Source organism: uncultured Eubacterium sp., assembly GCF_937958975.1.
Classification (GTDB): domain Bacteria; phylum Bacillota; class Clostridia; order Lachnospirales; family Lachnospiraceae; genus Eubacterium_G.
This window is the reverse complement of the sequence record NZ_CALGRE010000043.1, coordinates 1-16,577: the sequence shown is the minus strand read 5'-3', so window position 1 is coordinate 16,577 and position 16,577 is coordinate 1. Positions and strand designations below refer to the sequence as shown.

Here is a 16,577-nt window from a genome sequence, read left to right as displayed (position 1 = left end):
TCTCCTTATCTATTATTTTTTTGAAACACAATTACAAGGAAATTTCCTACAATATAAAAATCCCTGTTTATGTTTCCATAAACAGGGACGTAATATACGCGGTTCCACCCTGATTGCCTAATTAGACCTCTCATTATGATGATAACGGAATCACCGGGCTTGATTAGAGCCACTCAGAGGTAGTCTTCAATTATTTTTCTGTAAGGCATTTCCAGCCATGATGCCTCTCTCTGTAACCCTCCAAATAATCTACTGTCCTCGTCATCGTTTTATTTTTTTATTATAGCATTCTGTTTCATGTTGTCAATGGAAAACTTTATCATAAAAAAGTATGTTCTCATTTACTTTTTATAAAATTCCTGTGCCCAATAAGTATCAACGCATACATCTTTCCATTTATTTACATATATTTTTGAATAACTGCCAATACCAATATATTTGTACTTAGGACTTAACATATTCTCCTTATGATATTTTGATTTATAGAGATTCTTATACGCTGTTTTTACCAGTTTTTTTCTATTTTTTGCACCATCCATCGTATATGCAAGATTTTCTCCTATAACACTTCCAATTTTTACGTCCACCTGATTATATACTGTTTTATAGGATTCTCCATTAGGTCTCGTATGCGAAAATTCTCGTGACGCCTCCTCTGCCCGAATGTCTGCAATTTTTGTTATATCGTTTTTCAGCGCTAATGGTGCGACTTTCACCTTAACTCTGTCTTTATTTATCAAACCCAACATAATATAAATATTTCTTTGATTATAAACAACCTCAACATCATCATAATCTGTAACCGTTACGGAACATTTATATTTTTTATTTCCAACTTTCGCTGTTATGGTACACTTTCCCTTTGATTTTGCAGTGACAAGACCTGAAGAAATCATGGCAATTTTCTCATCACTGGATGACCAGACAATTTTTTTCTTATTATTCAAAAGTTGTAATTGAAATGTTCCATTTTTATTTTTTGCCATCTCAGGATATCCTAATTTGTCATATGAAACATCCCAAACATTTAATTTTAATTTCGAGACATTAAATACCGTCTTTTTATAATTGGAAACCTTTTCTTTCTTTTCAGGTGCCTTAGTTACAGTTACACTACACTGAAGTTTCTCTCCTCCAACTTTTACAGTCACTGTACAATGTCCCACATTTTTTCCGGTTACTTTCCCTTTTTTATTAACAATTGCAATCTTTTTGTTTGAGCTTTTCCATTTCGCCTTTTTCTTTGTTCCACTTAACTTTAAATTCATGGAATATCCCTTTGTCATAGTAATCCATGAATAATTTAGTCTTATGCTTTTTGCCTGTACTTGTGTAATACTTCCACTCCAGAAAAATACACTAGCCATTATCAAAGTCATCATAAGCAATGCAACAACCCCTCTCCCATTTCCGCACCTGGAGATTTGCCCTCTTATCATAATGATGTCCTCTTTTCAATTTTATTCCAATGCAAATAGATAATAATAATTTCCGATTCATATCTACCATTGCATAGCAGGCATTAACTTTTCTTTTTTATTTTCTCTAATATCGTCGCTTATATAAAAATTAGTCCAGCCGGTCTCACCATCTGGACTAATTATACTACTATTGACAAAAAATGTAAATATTTTTTATTGTTCTTTATTGTTTCTTATTATTTTATTTTGAATACAATTCCTGCACCCAATAAGACTCTGAATACATTGCCCCCCAGTAATCAAATGAAATTCCTACCTTGCAATATCCGATTCCGATGTACTCATATTTAGGATTTAACATTTCTTCTCGATGCTGTTTATGACGGTATAATGCTTTATATGCATTTGAGGCAAAATTGCTCATATATAAAACTTTTTCCTTTGTGTGAGCTAAATTTTCACCTGTAACCCGACCGGGCTTAAATCCAATCTCCTTATAAACCTCCTTATATGTAGTGCCATCCGGTCTTTGATGCGAAAACTTCTTTGAAATTTCTTTTGCCCTGATTGTCGCAATCTGATTCAATTCGTCCTTGAATTTTAATGGAACTGCCTTTCTCTTCACCCTATCCTTATTTAATCGTCCTAATATATAATATACATCTTCCTGTGTAGCTATTTTTTGTGCATCATTTAAATTCGTAATCGTTACAGAACACTTATAACTCTTTTTTCCAACGATTGCAGTAACTTTACATTTGCCTTTAGATACCGCTGTAACCTTTCCCCCGTTTACGGTAGCAACTTTAGAGTTACTGGTTTTCCATTTTACTTTCTTTTTATTATTAAGTAATTTTAAAACGAACGTTCCTCTCTCATTAGATATGTAAACTGCATCACTCTTTCCACTCATATCATATGCAGCCTTATTTATGTCCAGCTTCAATTCTGAAACATTTAAAGCTCTTCCCGAAAAAGTTTTGACCTGGTAATTAGGATTCTTTTTTACCGTTACTTTACATTTATATTTTTTCACCGAAACTTTAGCTGTAATCGTAACCTTCCCTGCTTTTTTAGCCGTTACTTTTCCTTTTTTGTTTACAGATGCAATTTTTTTATTTGAACTGCTCCATTTTACTTTTTTAGAAGTTCCCATTACTTTTAAATCAAAAGAACTTCCTGCTGTAATCATATACCAACTATAATTTAAATACACGTTTCCCGCATTTACTGTATGTTTCGTCGCGCAAGTTAACGTTAACATTGTAAGTATCAAAAAAAATGCCATTGTTTTTTTTGACATCTTCCTGAATGTGTCCATAGCGATACCTCCTATAAAATTTTTTAAAACCAAAAATTGTTAATATTATTTTATAACAGGTATCACTATTTTTCAACTTATTTATCTATTTTATAATTGTAACTTACCTTTGCGTTATCAAACACATACTGCTGTGCCTTTTCTAATAAAACTGCCTCTTTCATCTCTGCCACTGTATACATTTTTTTCATCTCTTCTACACTATCCAGATTCACTTCTGCATACTCTTTTTCGTACATTTCTTCGATTTCCACAGCAGACGCCTCTAAACCTAAATCTTTCACCAATTGCCACATTACTAACTGTGACTTCACTTCAGAACTGTATTCCTCATCCAGTTTTTCATCTGTATAACCAAAAAATTGTTTATATTCTTCTACAGACATTCCCTGCTCTTTTGCATCGGCTATTATATGTCCATCTATTTCGTCTACAGTGTCATTATACAGCTCTGCCGGATAACCACTCATTTTAGCATTTTGCACTACTTTTTTCCAAAGATTCTGCTTTACGGAAGTTTCAATCAGATATTCTTTTTCCCACTCATAAAATTCATCTGTGGTCTCTACTCCGCGTTCCTCTAAATAGTTTTCAACAACCCATTTATCCGTTATTTTTTCAACGACCAACTCACTTACAGCTCTAACTTTCAATTGAAACTTTACTTTTTTATCAGAGTAATCCTTGTTTGCCATTGACAACTCTGCCACTTCTTTTCCACTCACTTCAATGGAAACTTTATCACCTTTCTTCTTTCCTAAAAAAGCATCTGAAAATTTCTTGTAAATTCCATCGGAATTTTCTCCAATATTTAAAGATTGCTCTTTCATTGTTAAATCATCAACTTTTTTCCCGTTGATATATCCTGTAAAATCAAACTCTATCTGGTCGTTTTCTTTTGCAGCTCTATCAACTTCCTGATGATACTGTCTGTCTTCATTCACACACTCATCCCATTCTTCCTGAGAAATTTCTGCTTCTAACCCTTTTATCTGCCCCAATTTAATATATTCCTCTGTGTTATAACCAAGTTCATTATTAATATCTGCTTTTGGTTTAATAACCTTTGCCCAATAAATCACTATAGCAAACACTATAATAATCACCGCAATAATTCCAGGTACAATAAATGCTGCCGGGTTTATTTTTTTCTTTTCCGGCTTCTGTTCTTCCACATTTTCCTGTCTGATATCTTTATTTTGTTCCACTTTCATTCTCCTTACCGTAATTCCATTATTTTTTGATAAAATTAATATTCTACCGAATCAACAAAAAGGACCTTCATCTAACAAAGATCCTTTTTATTTTTATCATGTCGGTTAACACCTCCATGATTTTCTCGTCAAATTTCAATTTGTACAAACATAATTGAAACTTTCCTCGTTATTTTATCATATTTTATCAAATTTATATATATTTATTTTTAAATTCACAAAATATATATATTTTTTATACTTCTGTCGTATAATTTGGCGCTTCCTTAGTGATATGAATATCATGCGGATGACTTTCTTTAAGGGAAGCCGCTGAAATTTTTACAAATTTTCCATTTTCTTTTAATGATTCAATGTTCTTAGCACCGCAATATCCCATACCTGAACGCAAACCGCCCATAAGCTGGAACACCGTATCTTCGATACTTCCCTTATATGCAACTCGTCCCTCAACACCTTCCGGAACTAACTTCTTTGCATTTGCCTGGAAATATCTGTCCTTACTTCCGTTTTCCATGGCAGCAATACTGCCCATGCCTCTATATACCTTATACTTACGACCCTGAAATAACTCAAAATCACCAGGAGCCTCGTCGCATCCTGCAAACATAGACCCCATCATACAAACGCTTCCACCGGCTGCAATTGCTTTCACAATATCACCGGAAAATTTGATACCACCATCAGCAATAATTGGCACACCATACTCTTTTGCCACTTCATAACAATCCATAATTGCTGACACCTGTGGAACACCGATACCTGCAACCACACGAGTTGTACAGATAGAACCAGGTCCAATACCGACTTTTACCGCATCCGCACCTGCTTCAATCAAATCTCTTGTCGCATCACCTGTGGCAACGTTACCGGCAATTACCTGAAGGTCAGGATATTCCGCCTTAATCATTTTTAATGTTTTAAAAATATTTGCCGAATGTCCATGCGCCGAGTCAATTACAATAACATCTACCTTTGCGTCTACTAAAGCTTTTACTCTTTCCATTACATTAGCTGTAATACCAACAGCCGCACCACACAAAAGTCTTCCCTGCTCGTCCTTCGCAGAAAGTGGATACTTAATCTGCTTTTCAATATCTTTTATTGTAATAAGACCTTTTAAATTAAAATCATCATCAACAATTGGAAGCTTTTCTTTTCTTGACTTTGCCAAAATTGCTTTCGCTTCCTCAAGAGTTACTCCTTCCTTTGCTGTAATCAACCCTTCTGATGTCATAGAATCTTTGATAAGCTTACTTCCATCAGTTTCAAATTTGAGGTCACGATTCGTAATAATACCTACTAACTTTCTTCCCACAACAATAGGAACACCGGATATTCTAAATTTTGCCATCAACTCATTGGCATCTTTCAATGTATGTTCCGGTGATAAATAGAACGGATCAGTGATGACACCGTTTTCAGAACGTTTCACTTTATCTACTTCGTCTGCCTGCTGTTCAATCGTCATATTTTTATGGATAATACCAATGCCGCCTTGTCTCGCCATAGCAATCGCCATTCTGTATTCTGTAACCGTGTCCATTCCGGCACTCATCATAGGAATATTTAATTTGATTTTTTTTGTGAGATATGTAGTCAAATCTACCATATTTGGTGTAACCTCTGAATACTGAGGTACTAACAAAACGTCATCAAATGTAATTCCTTCACCAATAATTTTACCCACTGATTCTTTCCTCCTCTAAGTTCATTATTTTAGATATATTGTTGAAAATACTAACACTAAAAAACGACATTGTCAATGACAATACCGTTTTTTATTACATTAATTGTAACCGTTGTCCATCAGTCAACTTTTATAACTATCTATTGTTTTCTGACAATACTTGGTTTGACATGATACATTGCAGAGAGAACCTTTTCATTTGGCTCAAACAATACCTGTTTCATTCCGTCAGAATCATTTATTATCATAGAATATATGTTTCCTCCCCGATATCCCGTCGAGTAATCCTTTGTCACTGTATTGTTCACTCTGCTGATTACTTCGTCAGACATTGCCGGTGCTACAATTTCTGCATTCTTTATGTCAAAATTTGCAATTGTCTTTCTCTTTCTCTGCCCCATTATCTTATCTACCGACAATTCACCATTCAAAAATGAATATTCATATTCAACACTGGTATATCCCCACAAAAGATAAGTTCCATAAATAAGTAATGCTGTTATTGTCAGTCCAAGCACTCCCAACAATAACATACTCAAAAAACCTGTTATTACAAGTGCGATACATATTACTCTGATAGCTATGCCTGACGCACTGGTCTTTCTTTTAATTATCTGTTCAACAAATACCTCATCCATATTCTTCCTCCGTAACTTTAGTGTTATTCCACAGATGCAATATAATAATAAACCGGCTGTCCGCCTGCATACACTTCTACCTCTAGTTCAGGCATTTCCTCCGATATTTTTTCGGCTAATGTATTTGCTTCATCTTCTGTAACACCTTCCCCATAATATATACTTACGATTTCTGAGTCATCATCCTGCATTTCTTTAATCATCTCAACTGTTGTAGCAGTGATATCTTCTCCGACAGCAAGGATTCCTTCGTCACCAATACCCATGATGTTTCCTTCTCTGATTTCTTTATCATCAATTACGGTATCTCTGACGGCATATGTTATCTCACCTGTCTTTACATATGACATACTATCCATCATAGCCTCTTTATTTTCCTCTGCTGAGTTTTCTTCCACAAATCCTATCATGGCAGAAATCCCCTGTGGTATTGTTTTAGAAGGAATAACAATCAATTCCTTGTCCTCAACGAGACTTTCTGCCTGATTTGCTGCAAGAATAATATTCTTGTTGTTCGGGAGAATAAATATAGTATCTGCGTTTACCTTGTCAACCGCATTTAAAATATCCTCCGTACTCGGATTCATCGTCTGACCGCCCGAAATAATATTATCAACGTTTAGTCCCTTGAATATTTCATCTAAACCTTCACCTACAGAAACTGCAATAAAGCCATATTTCTTTTTCGGTTCATTTGCCTTTGCCTTTTCTTCCTCTGCTTTTTGCTGTTCTGCCATCTTTTCAGCATTTTTAATAAGCCTTTCATGATGCTCCTCTCTCATATTATCTACTTTCATTCTCGAGAGCGAACCATATGTCAAAGCTTTGGTAAACGCTTCACCCGGCTGGTTCGTATGAACATGAACTTTTACAATCTCCTCGTCTGCAACAAGTACAATAGAATCACCAATTGACTCCAAAAATTCTTTAAAGCTCTTTTCTTCTGATTCAGGCATAGGATGATTTAAATTAATGATAAACTCTGTACAATACCCAAATTTTATATCTGCCTCATCCATTGGAATATCATCAGTTGTAACATTCACAGAAGATGCCACTGTCTCTAAAGTATAATCTATTTCTTTACCAAGAAGTGCATCGTACGCACCTTTTAAAACAGTCATAAGACCCTGTCCACCAGAGTCTACCACACCTGCCTGTTTTAAAACCGGAAGCATTTCCGGTGTCTGGCTCAAAACAAAATCACCATGTTTAATAATTTCATCAATAACGAAAACTAAATCATCACTTTCTCCAAGCATTTCACATGCCTTATCAGCCATCCCCTTAGCAACAGTGAGAATCGTTCCCTCTTTCGGTTTCATAACCGCTTTATACGCTGTCTCAACAGCCTTAACACATGCTCTGGACAATACTTCCGTATTCATCACTTCATTCTTTTTGATTTCCCTTGTAAAACCTCTAAATAACTGTGATAGAATAACACCGGAATTTCCTCTGGCACCTCTAAGGGAACCTGTAGATATTGCCTTAGCTATACTTTCCATTGTCGGCTCAGCAATACTTCCAACTTCCTTCGCTGCCGACATAATCGTAAGCGTCATATTTGTACCTGTATCACCATCCGGTACCGGGAATACATTTAATTCATTAATCCATTCTTTCTTTGCTTCAAGATTTTTTGCGCCTGCAATAAACATCTTTTGCAGAGTTTCCGCATTAATAGCTTTCATTTCCAAATTTTTATCCTCCTGAGGGTAAGTGAATATTAGTCTATTGTTCTTACTCCTTCAACATATATATTTACTTTTTTTACTTTCATTCCTGTAAATTCTTCTATTTTATATTTTACACTAGAGATAATATTATCAGCGATTGTGGCAATATTTACACCGTACGCCACAATAATGTGAAAATCAATTGAAATCTCATTATTTTCGTCAATGGAAACGTTAATGCCCTTTGTAGAACTGTCTTTTTTTAGAAGTCTTACAAGACCGTCTTTCACGCTCACCATAGCCATGCCCACAATACCAAAGCATTCATAAGCCGTCTCTCCGGCATATTTTGCAATAACATCCGGGCTGATAAGTATCTGACCTAAATCAGTGTTCATTTTTCCTTTCATATAAGTACCTCCCATTTTATAGTAACTTTAATTATATTATTCTCACTAACATAAAAGTTAAACGAATGAAATTTTATTTTACACAATCTAGTTTATTATACTATTTTTACCATAAAAATAAAAGACATTTTTATATGAAGGTTTTGTTAACAATTTTTAAACGGGAATTCAATTCTAACGCAAAGAAAGAGCAGACATAAGGAATATCTCTTATCCGCTCTTTCTTTTATTTATGCCTAGTTCGAACCTTAAACTATGCTCTTTCTACTTTTCCTGATCTTAAACAAGATGTGCAAACATACATTTTCTTTGCTCCGCCTTCTGTTTTAACCTTAACAGACTTTACGTTTGATTTCCACATTTTATTTGAACGTCTATGTGAATGGCTCACAGCGTTTCCAAAATGAGCACCCTTACCGCAAATACTACATTTCGCCATAATAGCACCTCCCTTTGTACAAATTAGGTCAAACTTCTTCATTGACCTGACACAAAGGACATTTTATCAAAATGAAAAACAAATTGCAACCCTTTTTTTAAAAACTTTGCCCTTCACTTAGCTGCACAGGACTTCCTTTGCAATATCAGCGCTCATCTTCGCATCTTTTGCATAAAAATCCGCACCAATTTGCATTGCATAGTCTTCCGTCAGAACTGCACCTCCTACCATCACTTTACAATCTACATGGTTTTCCCTTAATAATCGAATCGTCTCTTCCATGGACCCCAATGTGGTTGTCATAAGCGCAGACAAACCTACCAAATGTACGTTATTATCCAAGGCAGAATTTACAATTACCATCGGCTCCACGTCACGCCCTAAATCTATCACGTCAAATCCATAGTTTTCGAGGATTACTTTTACAATATTCTTTCCAATGTCATGGATATCGCCTTTGACCGTCGCAACAATAATCTTTCCTTTACTCTCTGAAGCAGTTCCATGGTTTGCCAAATAGGTTTTAATCTCATCAAAACATTCCTTTGCCACATCTGCAGCTAAAATCAACTGTGGAAGAAAAATTGTTCCTTTTTCAAACTTATCACCAATAACGTCTAATGCTGGTATCAACATCCCATTAATAATTTCCATTGCCTCTGTCTTTTTCAAAACTTGTTTCGTGATATTCCGACCATCATTTTTCATTCCTGTTTCCATAGCGTGTAAAATCATATCAGCCTCTTTAGAACCAAGACTGGCAACTGTACTTCCGACTGCCTGTATATTATTTGCCGTGATTTTTTTTCCCACAACAGTCGTATCAATTGGATTATGATTCGAATACTCAATAAAATCCATCGCATTTTCATCAATTGCTGCCAATACATTGTATGTCTTGACAGCCCAAACCATAGCTGAAACATTTGGATTGATAATAGGTAAATCAAGTCCACTGTGAAGCGCCATTGTAAGGAACGTTTTATTAACGATTTCACGATTTGGAAGACCAAAAGAAATATTCGAAACTCCCAGAACTGTCCTAAGTCCCAATTCGTTTTTTACGATATTCAATGCTCTAAGAGTCTCTCCCGCCGCTTTCTGTTCTGCCGATACTGTAAGCGTAAGACAGTCTATAATAATGTCTTCTTTTGGAATACCATAAGATAATGCCCTATTCATAATTTTTTCAGCTATGGCCACTCTTCCCTCTGCACTATCAGGAATACCGTTTTCGTCAAGTGCCAAACCAATTACGGCGGCGCCATACTTGGACACTACCGGAAGTATCGTATCTAAAACTTTATCCTCACCGTTTACAGAATTTACAATCGGTTTCCCATTATACACTCTAAGAGCTGCCTCTAACACTTCGGGTTTTGTAGAATCTATCTGTAGTGGAACATCTACAATTGCCTGGAGTGCTTTCACTGTTTTTACCATCATTTTTCTTTCATCAATCTGTGGCAATCCCACGTTTACATCCAGAATATCTGCTCCACCTTCCACCTGTTCAATCGCTTGTCCTAAAATATAATCCATATCGTTGTCTATCAAAGCCTGTTTAAACCTCTTTTTTCCGGTAGGATTAATTCTTTCACCGATAATTCTCGGCTGATTTATGACTACAGTCTTAAGTGGGGAACAAACAGCAAGCCTCTTACTCTCTACATTTTTCTTTAACTCTCCACTCGCTTTTGCCTGCTCCAACATAGATTTCAATGCCATAATATAATCCGGGTTTGTTCCACAACATCCACCCAAAACCTTTACTCCATATTTCAGCATTTCCTTACATACAACTGCAAATTCGTCTGCCGATACATTATATGTATTTGTTACCGGGTCAGGAAGACCTGCATTTGCCTTTACCACTATCGGTAAGTTTGTCCATCGGGAAATTTCCTCTACAATCGGAAGTAAATCTTTGGGTCCCAGTGAACAATTTACACCAAGTGCATCCACATGAAGCCCCTGCAGTGTAAGACACATTGCAGACACTGAACAACCTGTAAATGTTCTTTTATTCTCCTCAAAGGTCATCGTTGTTATCACCGGCAAATCTGTATTTTCTTTTGCAGCTAATACTGCTGCTTTTGTCTCTAACAAATCCGTCATCGTCTCTATTACAATAACATCCGCCTCTTTTCCCGCTTCTACCTCTTCAGCATATATGTCATATGCCTCCTCAAATGTAAGACTTCCGGTAGGCTCCAGCAATTGTCCTATAGGGCCTAAATCAAGAGCCACAAGGGTATCTGTTCCCTTGGCTGCTTCTTTGGCATTTTTAACGGCTGCACCAATTAACTCTTTGACACTATATCCGGTATTTTCCATTTTATATCGGTTTGCTCCAAAAGTATTGGCATAAATAATATCCGCCCCCGCCTCTATATAACTTTTATGAATGTCAATAATCCAATCAGGTTTTAAAATATTCAGCGTTTCCGGAACTGTACCAACCTCCATGCCTTTTTTTTGAAGCATTGTTCCCATTGCTCCATCAAGTAATATATAATCTTTATTAAATATTTGTCTATCTGCCACAGCTTTTCCCTTCCTTTCTAAACTGACACTTCTCTCTAAAGCTGCATAAATCACAACTTTTCTTACTGGAAACTTTTAAATTATGTCCTAAACCTATTACACAGGTAACTGATTTTGTAGGTGTCAGCATCATACTACTATTTACGCATACGCCAATACGTTTTGGAGCATCCAATACTTCTAAAAACTGTTTTTGGCCACTTAAAGGAAAATCATCATATCCTAATCCAAACCGCCAGGTATGTTCATATTCCATAAAATCTTTTAATATGATTTCTTCCGCCTTATCACAAACCTGCTCCACAATTGCTGATGCCAGACTGTCTGTAATCATAGCTTCCGCCATACCTGTAATCTGTTTTTTCCGTAAAAGCAAGTCTACATTTGCTGACAGCGTGGCACACATAAACACAACCTTCTCGCAATTTTCTAAGTGTCTCGCTATTGCCTGTCCCTGCAATCTAAATGCGCAGCCGGGTATCTGCCCCTTCTCCAACTCAAAAACTTTATAAATAAACTTTGGTTCTATTACTTTTCGTAATTGTTCCCCGCATAACAAAAGAAGCTCTTTTGTCGTTTCATCCGGAGCACGGTCTCCCATCCCCAAATATCTAAGAGCTTCACTATAGTTTATATCTTCAATTACAATATTTCTTTCTCTCTTCATCTTTTCCTTATTTGTGAAATATATATCACTATTTATCGTTTTTTATAATACTCTCGACACTTTCTGTAATTTTTCTAGCCACATAGGGATCATTCATCGTATAGATATGAACTCCATCTACACCATTTGCCACCAAATCAATAATCTGGTTTACTGCATAAGAAATCCCTGCATCACGCATGGCAACAGGATTATCACCAAACTTCTGCAATACCTTGGATAGCTTTGCCGGAATACTGGCTCCACACATAGAAACCATTCTCTCTATCTGTTTTTTATTTGTTACAGGCATAATTCCGGCTTCCACCGGCACATCAATTCCGGCAATCCTTACTTTATCAATAAAATCATAGAACGCACGATTATCAAAAAATAGCTGAGAAATTAAATGCTCTGCTCCTGCCTCTACTTTTTTCTTGAGATTTTTAATATCCGTAATCATATTGTCAACTTCCTGATGTACCTCCGGATAACAGGCGCCGGATACATGAAATCCCATATTTTTTGACATAATATACTCTGTTAATTCCGAAGCATATTTAAAATCTTTTTTTACCTCGTAATCAGGATTCACATCTCCACGGAGCGCTAATATATTGTCTATTCCCTTTTCCTGTAATTGTCCAAGAATAGCATCAATACTTTCTTTCGTATTATATAGACAGGATAAATGAGCAATTGTCTCGATTCCATATTCATTCTTAATCTTTGAACACAAATCAATCGTTGTAGCATTTGCCACACCGCTGCCGCCTGCACCATAAGTTACACTGATAAAATCAGGTTGTAACTCTCTTAATTCCTCTAATGTGCGATATATCGTTTCTACTCCACTTTCTCTTTTGGGAGGAAACACCTCAAAAGAGAACACTGTTTTTTTATGAAATAGTTCTGTTGTATTCACATTCTTCTCCTTATCTGTACTTTCATTCTATGGTTTTGAACAAAATAAATTAAAGCCTGCAAGCAGACATATAACAATTATACAAACCACAAAAAATGTACTCTCTATCAGCAATGACAATGTCATTCCCACCGCAAGCCAAAACAAGGCAAAACCACATAATTTATGCATATCTCTTCCTAACTTTTTTTCTATTATGTTATATCTTATGCATTGATATGATTATTTTTACTGTAGAAATAACAATATATTAATCATTTGTCCCTTCTGTTTCTTCAAAATCATCATCACTCTTATTTGTAAATTTATTTACAATATCAGGAACCATATCGATAATTCTTGCGAATCCGTCCTGTTCCTTAACACTAATCAGTTTAGACGAACCATTCTTTATTACGAGAACTGCACTTGGTGTAATTTTTCCACCAACACCGCCTGTACCATTATCACCCTTTGAGAATGTACCAATTCCCATTCCAAAAGAAACATCCGCCATCGGAAGTATGATTGTTTCACCGACAACCACCGGTTCACCGACAACTGACTTTGTAGTAATAAACTGTTCCATAGCCTTTAACAAATCGTCTGTAGCCTTTTTGTTTTCTGACATATTATGCCTCCTAACTAATTTTCTTTATAATATCACGAATTTCCTTTTTCCGATATAATTGAAACAAATAAAATACAATTACACCAGCCATTACATGCCCTTTCAAGCTGATATCACCCTCAAAAACTTTATGATTAAAATCGGGGGCAATCCTTATATGTTTCGGATTTATATGAAACATCCCAAATATTATAGCAATATGACCAAGTGTTTTTCCTGTGATATCCGGCATATCAAATCCGTAATGGATTCTTCCTCTGATTTTTGCCGGAGAAATATGTTTTATTACTTGAAACAATATTTTTTTAGCATAATGATATGCCTCTTTTGTAGTATTTGCCGATATGAATTTTTTTATTTCAATTATCTTATCTTTTTTTGCTTTGATATTCAAAACAAGATTTTTTATCTTTAAAAACAAATATATAAGAAACTTTTGTATTTTTATTATTATATTATTATTTTGTTTTTTACTTTCTGTCTTTTTTTCTTCCTCAACTTTGCCTTCTCTGATTTGTAATATCTTATCTAAGATTTCCTCACCGTCTTCTTTCACCTCTTGTTCAAAGGAATCTTCACTCTTTTTTTTGATATCTGTCTTTTGTATATCTTCTTTCTTTTTTCTTTTCTGAGGATATTTTACAATCGATATTCCAAATACTTTTAAAAAAAACTGCCATCCTTCATTATCTGCTAATAATTTAAAGTGTATTATTTGAAAGAGCCATCCTGCTGATATTTTGATTTGATAATCATTTTTGCGGACAACTCCTTTCATTTTATACGTCACAGGATAGAACAACAGTAACAACACAAGAAAAATCACTGCCAATAATACGATTCCGATTATTTTTAAAATCAATAACAATATATGTATCATAGGCTACTTTTCCTCTGCTTCCATCTTACTCAAAATATATTTCTTTACTTTTATTTCTCCCGTCTCATGGAGACAATCCATTATTATCAGCTGCATCATATCCAGTGCTTCTTCCATGCCCTCAGCGATGCCAACCACTACTATATCTGAAGTAAGATACCATTTTTGTGTCAGAATATTAGAAGGATATATTTCTAGTGTATCATAGTCATTTTGTGGCAGAGTGATAACGTATTTATTCATCTGTGGCTTACCGTTTTTTATTTTTCTCATAACCTGTCTCTTTTTATCCAGGAGATTATAGCCGACATATAAATCTTCGTACCATCTCATATAACTACTCCACTACCTTCACATTTTTTATTCATACATGATACCATTTAATATCTCAATGCATGCCAATTTTTCTGCTTTATCTGTACAGACCGAAAGCGTATTATAAATAAAATCCTGTAGTTCACTGATATTATGAAAGAAAACCGGTAACTCTGATAACGCGGCTGACATGACTGCTCTGTTAATCACTTTTTCGTTTTCTTTAAAAAGCCTGCCGTATTCCTCAAATAATTTATTCTTTTCAGCTTCTATATAAGCCTCACCTGCTATTGTCTCATTTTCTTCTTTATTCATGTCTACAAACATACTGTCTGAATTTAACTTTGGCAGCTTATAGACAATATCGTACTCGTCTTTCAGATTTAACTCTATAATCTTCTCCGAATAGGTACTTTTAATTTCATCTGATATATCATATGTGGAGAGTTTTGGATATAATTGTTCCTGCTCACCCTCTAACATAACAAACATATCTTCAATCTCCTCCGTAGATTTCGGACTGAATTTATTCATGAACAACAGATTTGTATCTTTTACAATTTCTTTACATGCCTTAACAATATTATCGCAAATACATTTCTTATGTGTGTATAAGACAAGCAGCAAGTCATTTACGATTTCCTGAATCATCATCGCTCCATTCATTTTTTCATCAATGTAAGCAGCAATTTGTTTCAGAATATCTCTTGCCTCATTAAACTGTTCCTCAGATAAATCTCTAAATTTAATATTTTTTAATTGGACAAATGCTTCAGAAAGATACGGATAACTTTCTTTCATTGTTTTGGTCTCAGCTAACATTGAAGAAGTTTTAATCATATATAAAAAATCATCAACACTATCTTTGGAACTATCATTGTAAATTGTCAATCCGTTCGATATCATGTCGTAAAATTTATTTTTTGTCATCCGAATCGGAAGCTGTCCAATAACATCTTTAATCTTGCTATTTATCATCATGCCGTCTTCATCTTCTAAAATGAACTGCATAATTTTCCTCGTATAGTTTTCATCTGAATATCCGGACGGATAATCTGTTTCCTTAAATCGATATTCTATACGGTTTAACACATATTCATAGATATTATATCTATCTACAAAACAGGTAATGTCCCTTACTTTTTTTATCATATCTTCACGGATTTTCTCCAGAGACACAATACCTTTCTCTACCGCTTCTGTATCTTCATTTATTGTTTTTTCAACAATGTCATTGATACACTCGATTTCTGCCTTGAAATCATTTTGCATGATTCCATCACTCTCTGAGAGCATTACATAATAGGTATAATAATTCATAGCCAGTCTGATGTAGGCATATTTATTATTTATTTCCATAAATTTACCATAATATTCCTGTAATGCAGCTTCAACATTTCTATTTTTTAATAAATCTCCAACAATCTTCTTCATAAAAGCCTACTTTTCTACAATCTCAGGTAATGAATCCTTCCGATTGGTTACATCATTATGTCGCAAAAATCAAAAGTTGCAAAGTAATCCTTCGGTGTCTCTGCTCTTCTTATCATTTCTACACTTCCATCTTCTTTTAACAATAATTCTGATGAATGAAGCCTTCCATTGTAATTATATCCCATTGCAAAACCATGTGCGCCCGTATCATGGATATAAATATAATCCCCCATATCTATCTTTGGCAATTCTCTGTCTATCGCAAACTTATCATTATTTTCACAGAGCGAACCCACTATATCATAGGTATTATCACATTCTTTATCTTCCTTTCCGAGAACTGTAATGTGATGGTATGAGCCATACATAGCTGGTCAGATCGGAAGAGCGTCGTGTAGGGAAAGAGTG

The 16,577-nt window shown here is 35.1% G+C and carries 16 protein-coding genes, 1 pseudogene and 1 other annotated feature; all 17 genes and pseudogenes read right to left on the bottom strand.

What is annotated here, in order from left to right:
- Positions 1-80: 80 nt before the first annotated feature.
- Positions 81-274, bottom strand: a binding site (T-box leader).
- 67 nt (positions 275-341) lie between these two features.
- A complete protein-coding gene (locus tag Q5O86_RS07460; RefSeq protein ID WP_302626515.1) occupies positions 342-1,439 on the bottom strand; it encodes an Ig-like domain-containing protein in 1,098 nt (365 codons plus the stop codon).
- A gap of 223 nt (positions 1,440-1,662) precedes the next feature.
- A complete protein-coding gene (locus Q5O86_RS07455; protein ID WP_302626514.1) occupies positions 1,663-2,742 on the bottom strand; it encodes an Ig-like domain-containing protein in 1,080 nt (359 codons plus the stop codon).
- A 77-nt stretch (positions 2,743-2,819) separates the two neighbouring features.
- Positions 2,820-3,950, bottom strand: a complete 1,131-nt coding sequence (locus Q5O86_RS07450) for an FKBP-type peptidyl-prolyl cis-trans isomerase (RefSeq protein ID WP_302626513.1) — start codon at positions 3,948-3,950, stop codon at positions 2,820-2,822.
- A 241-nt stretch (positions 3,951-4,191) separates the two neighbouring features.
- Positions 4,192-5,646: an IMP dehydrogenase gene (gene guaB, locus Q5O86_RS07445; protein WP_302626512.1), complete on the bottom strand. Its 1,455-nt coding sequence runs from the start codon at positions 5,644-5,646 to the stop codon at positions 4,192-4,194.
- Between the two features lie 140 nt (positions 5,647-5,786).
- Positions 5,787-6,284 (bottom strand): DUF6106 family protein, encoded by a 498-nt coding sequence (locus tag Q5O86_RS07440; RefSeq protein WP_302626511.1) that lies wholly within the window; start codon positions 6,282-6,284, stop codon positions 5,787-5,789.
- A 23-nt stretch (positions 6,285-6,307) separates the two neighbouring features.
- Positions 6,308-7,978, bottom strand: coding sequence for a DAK2 domain-containing protein (locus Q5O86_RS07435; RefSeq protein ID WP_302626510.1), 1,671 nt, complete (start codon positions 7,976-7,978; stop codon positions 6,308-6,310).
- 35 nt (positions 7,979-8,013) lie between these two features.
- Complete coding sequence (locus tag Q5O86_RS07430; protein ID WP_302626509.1) at positions 8,014-8,373, bottom strand: Asp23/Gls24 family envelope stress response protein; 360 nt, start codon at positions 8,371-8,373, stop codon at positions 8,014-8,016.
- A 253-nt stretch (positions 8,374-8,626) separates the two neighbouring features.
- Positions 8,627-8,812: a 50S ribosomal protein L28 gene (gene rpmB, locus Q5O86_RS07425; protein ID WP_302626508.1), complete on the bottom strand. Its 186-nt coding sequence runs from the start codon at positions 8,810-8,812 to the stop codon at positions 8,627-8,629.
- A 117-nt stretch (positions 8,813-8,929) separates the two neighbouring features.
- Positions 8,930-11,359, bottom strand: a complete 2,430-nt coding sequence (locus Q5O86_RS07420; RefSeq protein ID WP_302626507.1) for a homocysteine S-methyltransferase family protein — start codon at positions 11,357-11,359, stop codon at positions 8,930-8,932.
- Positions 11,349-12,026, bottom strand: a complete 678-nt coding sequence (locus tag Q5O86_RS07415) for a methionine synthase (protein WP_302626506.1) — start codon at positions 12,024-12,026, stop codon at positions 11,349-11,351. Before Q5O86_RS07415 ends, Q5O86_RS07420 begins: the two co-directional genes overlap by 11 nt.
- A gap of 28 nt (positions 12,027-12,054) precedes the next feature.
- On the bottom strand, positions 12,055-12,930 hold the full coding sequence (metF, locus tag Q5O86_RS07410; protein WP_302626505.1) for a methylenetetrahydrofolate reductase [NAD(P)H]: 876 nt from the start codon (positions 12,928-12,930) through the stop codon (positions 12,055-12,057).
- A gap of 27 nt (positions 12,931-12,957) precedes the next feature.
- Positions 12,958-13,101 (bottom strand): hypothetical protein, encoded by a 144-nt coding sequence (locus Q5O86_RS07405; RefSeq protein ID WP_302626504.1) that lies wholly within the window; start codon positions 13,099-13,101, stop codon positions 12,958-12,960.
- A 79-nt stretch (positions 13,102-13,180) separates the two neighbouring features.
- A complete protein-coding gene (locus Q5O86_RS07400) occupies positions 13,181-13,540 on the bottom strand; it encodes a GerW family sporulation protein (RefSeq protein ID WP_302626503.1) in 360 nt (119 codons plus the stop codon).
- A 10-nt stretch (positions 13,541-13,550) separates the two neighbouring features.
- A complete protein-coding gene (locus Q5O86_RS07395; RefSeq protein WP_302626502.1) occupies positions 13,551-14,420 on the bottom strand; it encodes a DUF2953 domain-containing protein in 870 nt (289 codons plus the stop codon).
- Between the two features lie 3 nt (positions 14,421-14,423).
- On the bottom strand, positions 14,424-14,753 hold the full coding sequence (locus Q5O86_RS07390) for a hypothetical protein (protein WP_302626501.1): 330 nt from the start codon (positions 14,751-14,753) through the stop codon (positions 14,424-14,426).
- A 27-nt stretch (positions 14,754-14,780) separates the two neighbouring features.
- On the bottom strand, positions 14,781-16,169 hold the full coding sequence (locus tag Q5O86_RS07385) for a hypothetical protein (protein ID WP_302626500.1): 1,389 nt from the start codon (positions 16,167-16,169) through the stop codon (positions 14,781-14,783).
- A gap of 47 nt (positions 16,170-16,216) precedes the next feature.
- Positions 16,217-16,543 (bottom strand): annotated as a pseudogene (locus tag Q5O86_RS07380) (diaminopimelate decarboxylase); the annotation flags it as partial.
- Between the last annotated feature and the right edge of the window lie 34 nt (positions 16,544-16,577).

Bases quoted from the DNA above. Each gene is read 5' to 3' on its own strand.
- Q5O86_RS07440 (WP_302626511.1), bottom strand. From the start codon at position 6,284: ATGGATGAGGTATTTGTTGAACAGATAATTAAAAGAAAGACCAGTGCG.
- Q5O86_RS07390 (WP_302626501.1), bottom strand. From the start codon at position 14,753: ATGAGATGGTACGAAGATTTATATGTCGGCTATAATCTCCTGGATAAA.
- Q5O86_RS07460 (WP_302626515.1), bottom strand. From the start codon at position 1,439: ATGATAAGAGGGCAAATCTCCAGGTGCGGAAATGGGAGAGGGGTTGTT.
- Q5O86_RS07430 (WP_302626509.1), bottom strand. From the start codon at position 8,373: ATGAAAGGAAAAATGAACACTGATTTAGGTCAGATACTTATCAGCCCG.
- Q5O86_RS07405 (WP_302626504.1), bottom strand. From the start codon at position 13,101: ATGCATAAATTATGTGGTTTTGCCTTGTTTTGGCTTGCGGTGGGAATG.
- rpmB (WP_302626508.1), bottom strand. From the start codon at position 8,812: ATGGCGAAATGTAGTATTTGCGGTAAGGGTGCTCATTTTGGAAACGCT.
- Q5O86_RS07385 (WP_302626500.1), bottom strand. From the start codon at position 16,169: ATGAAGAAGATTGTTGGAGATTTATTAAAAAATAGAAATGTTGAAGCT.
- Q5O86_RS07435 (WP_302626510.1), bottom strand. From the start codon at position 7,978: ATGAAAGCTATTAATGCGGAAACTCTGCAAAAGATGTTTATTGCAGGC.
- Q5O86_RS07395 (WP_302626502.1), bottom strand. From the start codon at position 14,420: ATGATACATATATTGTTATTGATTTTAAAAATAATCGGAATCGTATTA.
- Q5O86_RS07415 (WP_302626506.1), bottom strand. From the start codon at position 12,026: ATGAAGAGAGAAAGAAATATTGTAATTGAAGATATAAACTATAGTGAA.
- Q5O86_RS07400 (WP_302626503.1), bottom strand. From the start codon at position 13,540: ATGTCAGAAAACAAAAAGGCTACAGACGATTTGTTAAAGGCTATGGAA.
- Q5O86_RS07455 (WP_302626514.1), bottom strand. From the start codon at position 2,742: ATGGACACATTCAGGAAGATGTCAAAAAAAACAATGGCATTTTTTTTG.